The 9330-nt window shown below is 69.4% G+C and carries 6 protein-coding genes; 3 read left to right on the top strand and 3 right to left on the bottom strand.

What is annotated here, in order from left to right; all coding sequences use genetic code 11:
• Positions 1 to 47 precede the first annotated feature (47 nt).
• A complete protein-coding gene (gene malQ, locus DPA01S_RS12705) occupies positions 48 to 2201 on the bottom strand; it encodes a 4-alpha-glucanotransferase (protein ID WP_232303140.1) in 2154 nt (717 codons plus the stop codon).
• A 136-nt stretch (positions 2202 to 2337) separates the two neighbouring features.
• Here malQ and DPA01S_RS12700 point away from each other — a divergent pair, with 136 nt between their 5' ends.
• The 3 genes from DPA01S_RS12700 to DPA01S_RS12690 all read left to right on the top strand — a co-directional run bounded on the left by DPA01S_RS12700 (position 2338) and on the right by DPA01S_RS12690 (position 7412).
• Complete coding sequence (locus tag DPA01S_RS12700; protein WP_061916736.1) at positions 2338 to 3549, top strand: acetyl-CoA C-acetyltransferase; 1212 nt, start codon at positions 2338 to 2340, stop codon at positions 3547 to 3549.
• Positions 3550 to 3596: 47 nt separating this feature from the next.
• Positions 3597 to 5774 (top strand): 3-hydroxyacyl-CoA dehydrogenase NAD-binding domain-containing protein, encoded by a 2178-nt coding sequence (locus DPA01S_RS12695; RefSeq protein WP_061916733.1) that lies wholly within the window; start codon positions 3597 to 3599, stop codon positions 5772 to 5774.
• A gap of 111 nt (positions 5775 to 5885) precedes the next feature.
• Positions 5886 to 7412 (top strand): calcineurin-like phosphoesterase C-terminal domain-containing protein, encoded by a 1527-nt coding sequence (locus DPA01S_RS12690; protein ID WP_232303139.1) that lies wholly within the window; start codon positions 5886 to 5888, stop codon positions 7410 to 7412.
• A gap of 87 nt (positions 7413 to 7499) precedes the next feature.
• On the opposite strand, the gene DPA01S_RS12685 is transcribed toward DPA01S_RS12690, so the two are convergent.
• The gene (locus DPA01S_RS12685; RefSeq protein WP_232303138.1) at positions 7500 to 8660 is read right to left on the bottom strand and encodes a MalY/PatB family protein; all 1161 of its coding nucleotides are present in this window, start codon (positions 8658 to 8660) and stop codon (positions 7500 to 7502) included.
• Positions 8661 to 8719: 59 nt separating this feature from the next.
• Positions 8720 to 9307: a hypothetical protein gene (locus DPA01S_RS12680; RefSeq protein ID WP_061229318.1), complete on the bottom strand. Its 588-nt coding sequence runs from the start codon at positions 9305 to 9307 to the stop codon at positions 8720 to 8722.
• Between the last annotated feature and the right edge of the window lie 23 nt (positions 9308 to 9330).

Genomic DNA, 9330 nt, shown 5'->3' with positions numbered 1-9330 from the left:
CACAACGCTGGAACCCCCGAACCAACGGTTCGGGGGTTCCAGCCATTTCAGCGGCCCACCACCACAGACATCACGCGACGCGCCAATGCCGAATCCACGAGCCCCTCGAGGCTGACCAAGCGGCCATCGGCGTCCGTCAACGGCACCCGCCAATTCGGATACTCATCCGACGTTCCCGGCATGTTCACCGGGCGGCGATCGCCCACCAGATCCGACACCGACACCGCCACGAGCAACGACGGCGCAGCCGCCACGAAGCGGTGAAGTGCCACCACCAGATCATCCGGGGAATCGCCCTCTAGAAGATCCCGATCGCGGACCTCCTTACGGAACGCCTCGATCTCGGCCGCCGCGGACCGACGCTCCTCCTCGACGTCACCGGTGAGCTGCCCGAGCTCTTCACGAACATCCACGTGGACGAGATCGACATACCCGGCCGTCGGGGGAAGATCATGCGTCGTCACCGACGCCATACACAGGCGGCGATACTCCTCCGGCGGAACCGGCTCGTCGTCACGCTTCTCGAACCACATCACCGACGTACCCAACACCCCGAGATCGGACAACGTCTCCCGCACCCCCGGAGCCACCGTGCCCAGGTCTTCACCGACCACCACGGCGCCGGCCCGCGTGGCCTCCAACGCGAGGACACCGAGCATGGCCTCGTGGTCATACCGGACATACGTCCCCTCGGTGGGCGGGGCGCCCTCAGGAATCCACCACAGGCGGAAGAGCCCGAGGATGTGATCGATACGCACCCCACCAGAATCCCGGAGCGCGGCGCGAACGATGTCGCGGAATGGCGCGTAACCCTCCTCCGCCAGAGCATCCGGTCGAAGCGGCGGCTGCGACCAGTCCTGACCCAGCTGGTTGTACGCATCCGGCGGCGCGCCCACCGAGACGCCGCGGGCGAGCGACCGGTTCAATGACCACGCATCCGCCCCGGTCGGATGGACGCCGACCGCCAGATCGTGGAGGACGCCCAGCCGCATACCGGCTCCGACCGCCTCGCTCTGCGCAAGCCCCCGCTGCTGCGAGACCTGCCACTGCAACCACTCATGGAAACGGACCTCCTCCGCGTGCTCGGTGGCAAAGCGCGCGACGGACTCCGAGTCCGGATCCCTCAGCTCCTCCGGCCACTCGCTCCAGTCAGGCCCGTGCTCGCCGGCCAGTGCGCACCACGTGGCGAACCCCCTCAGCCCCGGTTGTTCGACGGCGAACCGGTCGAACGACTCAGAGCGTCGCGGCGAGAGCGGAACGGCGAAGAGGAGGCGCAGTGCCTCCAACTTCGCGGACCACGACGCGTCCCGGTCGATGGTGTCCTTCTCGTTGGATTCCGCTGCCTCCCGCGCGAGCACATCGACCCGCGCGCGATCAGCGGCGGGTAGCTCCGCGTACTCGGGCACCAGCTCCGGACGTAGGTACAGGGGAGAGGCGAAGCGGCGGGTCGTCGGTAGATAGGGCGACGGGCCGACCGGCGGGTACGGTTCGCCCGCATGCATCGGATTGACCAACACGAAGTCCGCACCCGTTTCGCGGCCGGCCCAGGCGGACAGGGTCCCGAGGTCGGCGAGATCCCCGACGCCCCACGACTGCTGCGAACGCACCTGATAAATCTGCGCGGCCAGACCGACTGCCCTACGTTCTCCCAGGCCGCGGGGGACCGGGATCGTCGGCGGGTACACCAGCAGGGTGCACTCGGACGACTCCGGTTCGCGATCCGGTACCTCCACGACGGCGGCGACGCGGTGCCACCCGGCCGGCAGTGCGTCCGGGACCCGGAGCGTCACCCGTTCGACCGTCACGCCGTCGATCTCGCGGGCCGCGCGTGGCTCATCGAGAGGGAGCAGCGTCACCGGGACATCGGTGCCCTCGAGCAGGACTGAGACCCTCACCTTCGCGCCGTGCGGGACATGAACCGGGCACTCCGTGGCGGTGCCCTGACGAGCCACCAGGGACGGGGGCAGAACACGCCGCCAGGGGCGCGCCCGAATGTCCTCGAGGGCCTCGTGATCCGAGACTCCGAGCTCGTCGTCGTCGCCGCCGGGCCTGACCGGAACGCCCATCGCGGCGAGCACCGCCCGCACCGTACGGGCGGAGACCTGTTGATGGACGCCGTGGGCGTCCTGGTAACTCGTGGCGACCCCGCACGCGTCGGCGAGCTCGGCCAGGACAGGGGAGACGATGTCATTCGCAGTCACGCGATCCACTGTGCCACCGGCCGCGCCGACGACGCGCCGGTCGACGGAAACGGACCACACTCCGCGACGTGGGACCGCACCACGTAACCTGACGGGACATGAACCTGTTCGCCCAGAGAAAGAGCGTGGCCCACCCATGACCGAGGCATTCATCTACGACGCCATCCGGACACCGCGAGGTAAGGGCAAGCCCAGTGGTGCCCTACACGGGGTCAAGCCGATCGACCTGGTGGTCGGCCTCATCGAGGAGACGCGGCGTCGGTTCCCCGAGCTCGACGAGAACCGCATCTCGGACATCATCCTCGGCATCGTCAGCCCGCTCGGCGACCAGGGCATGGACCTGCCGCGCATCGCGGCCCTCGCGGCCAAGATGCCCGACACGGTCGCCGGCGTGCAGATCAACCGATTCTGCGCCTCCGGCCTGACCTCCATCAACATGGCCGCGCAGAAGGTCCGCTCCGGGTGGGACGAGGTCGTCCTGGCCGGTGGCGTCGAATCCATGTCGCGCGTGCCGATGGGCAGCGACGGGGGCGCCTGGGCCATGGATCCGGCCACCAACTACGACACGTACTTCTCGCCGCAGGGCATCGGCGCCGACCTCATCGCGACCATCGAGGGCTTCAGCCGAGAGGACGTCGACCGCTACGCCGAGCGTTCGCAGCGCCTGGCCGCGCGGGCCTGGGAAGAGGGCCGGTTCGCCAAGTCGGTCGTCCCCGTCAAGGATATCAACGGCGTCACCATCCTCGACCACGACGAGCACATGCGTCCCGGCACCACCGTCGAGTCACTCGCAGGACTCAAGCCCTCGTTCGCCATGGTCGGCGACATGGGTGGCTTCGACGCGGTCGCGCTGCAGAAGTACCACTGGATCGAAGAGATCGACCACGTCCACCACGGCGGCAACTCGTCCGGCATCGTCGACGGCGCCGCCCTGGTCGTCGTGGGCTCGGAGAAGGCCGGGCAGGAGATGGGCATGACCCCCCGCGCCCGCGTCGTGGCCGCCGCCACCTCCGGCGCCGACACCACCATCATGCTCACCGGCCCCACCCCGGCCGCGAAGAAGGCGCTCGCCACCGCGGGGCTCACCCCCGACGACATCGACCTGTGGGAGCTCAACGAGGCCTTCGCCTCCGTCGTGCTGCGCTTCCAGAAGGACATGGACATCCCCGACGAGAAGCTCAACGTCAACGGCGGGGCGATCGCGATGGGGCACCCCCTCGGTGCGACCGGCGCGATGATCACCGGCACCGTGCTCGACGAGCTCGAGCGCACCGGCGGCAAGCGCGCCCTCATCACGCTCTGTGTGGGCGGCGGCATGGGTGTCGCCACCATCATCGAGCGCGTCTGACCCATCGACACCACAGGCATAGGAGTAGAGATCAAGTGAGCGAGAATATGTTCCGGTGGGAGCAGGACGGCGACGGCATCGTCATCCTCACCATGGACGACCCCGACCACGGCGCCAACACGATGAACGCCCGGTTCATCGAGGACTTCGCCGCCACAGTCGACCGCATCGTGGCCGAGAAGGACTCCATCAAGGGCGTCGTGCTGACGTCCGCCAAGAAGAGCTTCTTCGGCGGCGGCGACCTCAAGTCGATGATCAAAGCCGGCCCCGACCAGGCCGAAGAGCTCTACGCGCGGTCCATGGGGATCAAGGAGCGCATGCGCGCTCTCGAGACCTGCGGCGTGCCGGTCGTGGCCGCCATCAACGGCGCCGCCCTCGGCGGCGGCCTCGAACTCGCGCTCGCCACCCATCACCGAGTCATGGCCGACGCTCGCGGCGCCAAGGTCGGCCTGCCCGAGGTCACCCTCGGACTGCTGCCCGGCGGCGGCGGCATCGTCCGCACCGTCCGAATGTTCGGCCTGGCCCAGGCCGTGCCCAACATCCTCATGTCCGGCCGCTCGTTCGCGCCCGACAAGGCGCTCAAAGCCGGCCTGGTCGACGAGGTCGTGGCGCCGGAGAAGCTCATCGACGCAGCCACGGCGTGGCTGAAGACCGAGCCCGAGGCCACCCAGCCGTGGGACCGCAAGGGCTGGACGCTGCCCGGCGGCACCATCGACGACCCGGAGCTGTCCGGCGTCCTGCCGTCCTTCCCGGCCAACATGCGCAAGCAGACCAAGGGCGCGCCCTCCCCGGCGCCCCGCGCGATCATGGCCGCCGCCGTCGAGGGCTCCCAGGTCGACTTCGCGACCGCCGAGAAGATCGAGGCCCGCTACTTCGTCTCGCTGGTCACCGGTCCCATCGCGAAGAACATGATCCAGGCGTTCTTCTTCGACATGCAGCACTGCGCCTCCGGCGGAGCCCGCCCGAAGGCGGCCGACGGCTCCGAGATCCCCAGGACCGAGTTCACGAAGGTCGGCGTCCTGGGCGCGGGCATGATGGGCGCGGGCATCGCGTACGTCTGCGCCAAGGCCGGAATGGAGGTCGTGCTCAAGGACGTCGAGCTGGCCGGAGCCGAGAAGGGCAAGGCCTACTCGGAGAAGATCGAAGCCAAGGCGCTCGAGCGCGGACGCACCACCAAGGAGAAGTCCGACGCCCTCCTGGCCCGCATCACGCCGACCGCGGACCCACAGGACCTGGCCGGCTGCGACACGGTGATCGAGGCCGTGTTCGAGTCGCCCGAGCTCAAGAAGAAGGTCTTCCAGGAGATCGAGGGCATCGTGGCCCCCGACGCCCTGCTCGGGTCCAACACCTCGACCCTGCCGATCACCGACCTGGCCACGGGCGTCCAGCGCCCCGAGGACTTCATCGGCATCCACTTCTTCTCGCCCGTCGACAAGATGCAGCTGGTCGAGATCATCAAGGGGGACAAGACCACCCCGGAGACCCTGGCCAAGGCCATCGACCTGACCCTGGCGATCCGCAAGGTACCGATCGTCGTCAACGACTCGCGTGGTTTCTACACCTCGCGCGTCATCGGCACCTTCGTCAACGAGGCGATCGGCATGCTCGACGAGGGCATCGAGCCCGCCACCATCGAGCAGTCCGGCCGGATCGCCGGCTACCCGGCCGCGCCGCTGCAGCTGTCCGACGAGCTGAACCTCAACCTCATGGTCAAGATCCGTCAGGCCACCCGCGAGGCTGAGGAGGCGGCGGGCAAGGAGTACGTGCCCAATTCCTCCGACCGCGTCGTCCTGAAGATGGTCGAGGAGATCAAGCGGTCCGGGCGCGCCGCCGGCGCGGGGTTCTACGAGTACGCCGACGGCAAGCGCGGCGGACTCTGGCCGGGCTTGCGGGAGGCGTTCAACACCTCTCCCGATAACGCCCCGCCGCTGCAGGACCTGATCGACCGCATGATCTTCGCCGAGGTGCTCGAGACGCAGAAGTGCGTTGACGAGGGCGTGATCGTGGACGACGCCGACGCCAACATCGGTTCGATCATCGGCATCGGGTTCCCGGCGTGGACCGGCGGCACCCGCCAGTACGCCAAGAACTACTCGGAGCCGGGCGCCAAGGAGGCCTCGGGCTACAAGGGTTTCGTCGCTCGCGCGGAGGAGCTGGCCGCGAAGTACGGCGAGCGCTTCGCCCCGACCGAGTCGCTGAGGAAGCTGGCGGCAGACCAGGGCTGACGCCCGCATCCCACCGGCTCAGGCTGTCGTCCACCCCCGTTCGCCGTCCCCTCGAAGGGCACGGCGGGCGGGGGTGTCGCGCATGCACCTAGACCCTCTGCCCGCCGCGGCGTGAAACGCGAGCAGGGGCGCTACGAACTGCCGGCCACCGACAACTTCACCGCCTTCATCACCCAGCCCGCAGGCTGGCAGGTGCCAGTCGACGAGCAGAAGGTCGCCCAGTTCAGCTACAACCACCTGCCCGAGGGCTCGCCGGAGCTGCGCTTCGGCGGGCTGAAGCCGACCGGCGATCTACCCGCGGCGGTGAACTTCCCGCTCGCGAAGTCGGCCGCGACCGCCGATCCGAGGCAGTCCTGCCCGATCGCCTCCGACACCCAGACCTACGACATGGAGGAGGTCGGGTACGCGAGCCGCGGCGTGCCCGCCGACCTCGCGGCCCGCGACGACTACGCGGGCTGCGGCATCCTGCTCCTGGGCGACAACGTCGGCGACGACCTGAGCCTGAACCAGCCCGTCAAGGACCTCTACGCCGACGCGAACGGTCCCGTGCGTGCCATCCCCGGTAACCACGACATGGACTTCGACGCGGCCGACGCCACCCACTCCGTCGACACCTATCGCCGCGACTTCGGCGCGCCGTACTACTCCTACGAAGTGGGCGACACCCACTTCGTGGGTCTGTTCAACATCGTCTACAACGGTCAGAAGGCCGACGGGTCCAACGGCGGCTACGCCGAGGCCCTCACGCAGGAGCAGCTCGACTGGCTGCGTAACGACCTGCAGCACGTGGAGCGTCAGAAGAACATCGTCGTGGCCGCGCACGCGCCGATCGTGGACTACCGCGGTGTCACGACCGACAACGCGAGTGCGCTGTACGAGATCCTGGCCGATTATCCCAACGCGGTGACGGTGGGCGGTCACACCCACACGCTGGAGCATCTGTTGGCGGGTGACTCCAGGCAAGAGTGGATCGATGCCGGGATCCCCGAGTTGACCCACGACCAGCTCGTGGCCGGCGCGGTCTCCGGCTCGTGGTACTCCGGCGAGCTCAACGAGAACGGCGTGCCCCACGCCTACACCTCTGACGCCGCCGAGCCCGGTGTCTTGACCATCGAGTTCGACGGACACGAGCGCTCCGAGTACTACACCGTGCGTAACGAGTCGACCGACCGTCAGTTCCTGACAGGGATCAACAGCCCCGCGTGGCGGGAGTGGGCCGAGGCCTACCAGCAGTGGAAGGACGACGGGGAGCAGGGTGAGGCTCCGGCTCCCGTGGCGACCGACTCAGTCAGCACCGCGGACGTGAGCACGGGCGCGGCGTGGCTGGCGGCCAGCTTCTTCGGCGGATCCACGGACGCCAGCGTCCGGGTGTCCGTCGACGGGGGCGAGCCCGTCGCCGCCGAGCACACCCAGCCGGCGACCGGCGAGGCCCTCAACGTGGGCTGGGAGTACACCGAGACCGTCTCGGGGACCCACAACCTCATCGCCGACGCCGCACTGGGCCGGTCGAGCTCGCACCTGTGGCGGATCGCGCTGCCCTCCGATCTCGAGCCGGGCGAGCACACCGCCCGGGTCTCGGCGACGGACCGGTACGGACGTGAGCACAGGACGTCGTTCGCCTTCACGGTGACGGGCTGAACGTTCGGTGGAGTTCTCCTCTGGCGGCGAGGCCACGGCCCCGCCGCCGAGGGGTGCGGATCCGCTGACACCGCGCCTGGGCGGACCTCAGCCGCGCTCGGACGCGATCCGCCCCATCCGTGAGAATGCCTCGGAGAGAAGTTCGTCGGAGCAGGCGAAGTTCACGCGGGCGAAGCCCTTGCCCTGAGGTCCGAACGCCGGGCCCGGGCTCAGCGCGACCCGACCCTCGTCCAGGAACGCGGCGGCAGGGTCGTCGCCGAGGCCCGGGTACCCGCGCAGATCGATCCACGCGACGAACCCCGCGTCAGGCCGCCGCCACCGCGCGCGGGGCAGATGCTCGGCCAGCAACCGCTCCATGAGGTCGAGATTCGACGCGAGGGCGGCCCGCATGTGGTCGAGCCAGTCGAGTGACTCGGTGAGCGCGGCCTCGGCGGCGAGGGCGCCGAAGTGCCCCACCGCGCCGGACAGCGCCGAACGGGGAACCGCGAACTTCTCCGGATTGCCGTTGACCACGAACGCGCACTTCAACCCGGCGAGGTTGAACGCCTTGGACGCCGATGAGATCGCCAGCCCCACCTCGCGCGCGGTCTGCGAGACCGCCAGGAACGAGACGAAGTCCACGCCGGGCATGGCCAGGGGCGCCCAGATCTCGTCCGAGACCACCACCGCGTCGTGCCGGGCGGCGATCCGGGCTAGCTCGGCCAACTCCGCACGCGAGTGGAGGACGCCCGTGGGATTGTGCGGGTGACTGAGCAGAACGGCCCGGGCTCCACCCGCCAACGCCTGCTCGATTCCCGCCAGATCCAGTTGCGGGTCCTCGCCGTCGTGACCGATCAACGGCACCGCGACCGGTGACATCCCCACGCGCCGAATCCACGGCCCGAACGGCATGTACACCGGCGGCGTGTACACGACACCGCTCCCGGCCGGCAGGATGCGCGCCAGCGACTCGCGAACGCCGACCCCCACATCGTTGACCGGGATCACGGCGTCCTCCGGCACGTCGTACCCGAAACGCGAGTAGTACCGGGCGCACACCCCGGCCAGCCGCTCGATCTCCGTGAAGTACCCGGTGTCCCCGTCGGCGACGGCGGCCGCGAGTCGATCCCGGATCGCGGGGGCCAGCAGGACGTCGGTCTCGGCGACGAACAGCGGCAGCACGTCCTCCGGGTACGCCTGCCACTTCTGGCTGCGGCGCCTGCGCAGGACGGACTCGGGGACATCCAGAGGGAACGGCACGTGGGGCATCCTTCTCATCCGGGGGCACGCGGAACCACCAGGCTACTCAGCCGTCGCGGCCGCGATCGTCAGCTCCCGGGAAGGATCCCCGGCGCCACCCATACGTCGGCATCCGGGGACTGCCTGCCGAGCGGCATCATCGTGGAGTAGGCGGTCCCGGATCCGGTGGGGATGACGATGCCGCCGGAGGTGTAGTCCCAGCCCATCTCGTAGGCGACGCGGTAGCCGGCCTGATAGGCGGCCCCGGCCCAGGGGTCCGACGAGCCGTGCCACATGTCGGTGAGGAGGGAGAACCGGCGAAGTTCGGCGACGGATCCATCCGGGGCCACCTGCCAACACCGCACACCCGCCAGGTTCCAGTAACCGTCGCACCAGGTGGGGGAGTCCGCCGGGGCCCGCGAGACCACACGCATGACATTCGGTCCCGGCTCCCAGAACCCCGGCTGGTCCGGGCCGGTCGTGGACTGGGTGTCAACGTACCGCGCGTCGGCCGGGATCGGCGCGGGCGGCGGAAAGGGCGCCCGCCATGTGTCCAGGGGATGGGCCCCGGTCTGCTGCGCCGAGGCTGCGGGCACCAGACCCGTCATGAGGGCGAGCGCGGCGGTCATCACCGCGATGAGGCGGGCGGTGACGCGGAATGTGACGCGGCAGGACATGCGCACAGTCCATCACGGCCGAG

Origin of the sequence: Dietzia papillomatosis NBRC 105045 (assembly GCF_001570845.1) — a bacterium.
GTDB lineage: Bacteria > Actinomycetota > Actinomycetes > Mycobacteriales > Mycobacteriaceae > Dietzia > Dietzia cinnamea.
The sequence above is the reverse complement of the archived record's forward strand: the minus strand, read 5'-3'. Positions and strand labels throughout refer to the sequence as shown.

Excerpts from the sequence above, each read along its gene's own strand:
- DPA01S_RS12700 (WP_061916736.1), top strand. The coding sequence starts at position 2,338 with ATGACCGAGGCATTCATCTACGACGCCATCCGGACACCGCGAGGTAAG.
- DPA01S_RS12695 (WP_061916733.1), top strand. The coding sequence starts at position 3,597 with ATGTTCCGGTGGGAGCAGGACGGCGACGGCATCGTCATCCTCACCATG.
- DPA01S_RS12685 (WP_232303138.1), bottom strand. The coding sequence starts at position 8,660 with ATGCCCCACGTGCCGTTCCCTCTGGATGTCCCCGAGTCCGTCCTGCGC.
- DPA01S_RS12680 (WP_061229318.1), bottom strand. The coding sequence starts at position 9,307 with ATGTCCTGCCGCGTCACATTCCGCGTCACCGCCCGCCTCATCGCGGTG.